General features: G+C 67.6%; 1 protein-coding gene. It reads right to left on the bottom strand.

Annotation, left to right across the window (positions count from 1 at the left end; genetic code table 11):
* Nucleotides 1-127 precede the first annotated feature (127 nt).
* The gene (locus EQG76_RS21185) at nt 128-625 is read right to left on the bottom strand and encodes a GFA family protein (RefSeq protein WP_159716317.1); all 498 of its coding nucleotides are present in this window, start codon (nt 623-625) and stop codon (nt 128-130) included.
* Nucleotides 626-700: the final 75 nt, after the last annotated feature.

Genomic DNA, 700 nt, shown 5'->3' with positions numbered 1-700 from the left:
CGCTCGGGTTCGTTCGTGCAAAAAGCATGACGATGCCGCTCCGCGGGTGCGGGCACGCGGCCGGCACGGGCGACCGCCGATCATGCCATGACATTGGCGTATCGGGAAAGGCCGGATGGCCGGCGGCTCATTCGACCCACTGGCCGTGCCGCTTGTGCCAGTCGGCCAGCGAGAGCTCCGGGTAGAGCTCGAACTGCTGGTCGGCGCTGCCGATCTCCGGCACCACCCAGTCCGGCTTGTAGCGCAGCATCATGTGGACCAGGGCCGGCGGGCGCGGCAGCTCGCTGTCGATCGCCGAGGCAAACGGATGCACCAGGTCCGGCCATTCCGGCGAGAACAGCCACAGCGCCGTGCCGCAGCCTGCACAGAAATTGCGCTCGGCCGTGGACAGTTCGCAGGTGCCGTCGTCCTGGACGATCTGCGCCCGGTACATCTCCACCGCGTCGTGCGGATCGTCGATCCGGAAGGAGTCGGCATCGGCGCCGAGATTGACGGCATAGCCACCGCCGCCAGCGGTCTTGCGGCAGATCGTGCAGTAGCAGCGCTGGTAAGGCACCGGGGTGTGGCTCTGGCAGGTGAAGCGCACGGCACCGCAGCGGCACGATCCATTCAAAGTCAGGGGCATGGGCGGCTCTCCGGCTGGTCTGTGGCCACGCAAAGCCCTATCGGGCGAGCGGTGCAAGACCATGATGGGCAGACC

Origin of the sequence: Geminicoccus flavidas, assembly GCF_009806515.1 — a bacterium.
GTDB lineage: Bacteria > Pseudomonadota > Alphaproteobacteria > Geminicoccales > Geminicoccaceae > Geminicoccus > Geminicoccus flavidus.
The sequence above is the reverse complement of the archived record's forward strand: the minus strand, read 5'-3'. Positions and strand labels throughout refer to the sequence as shown.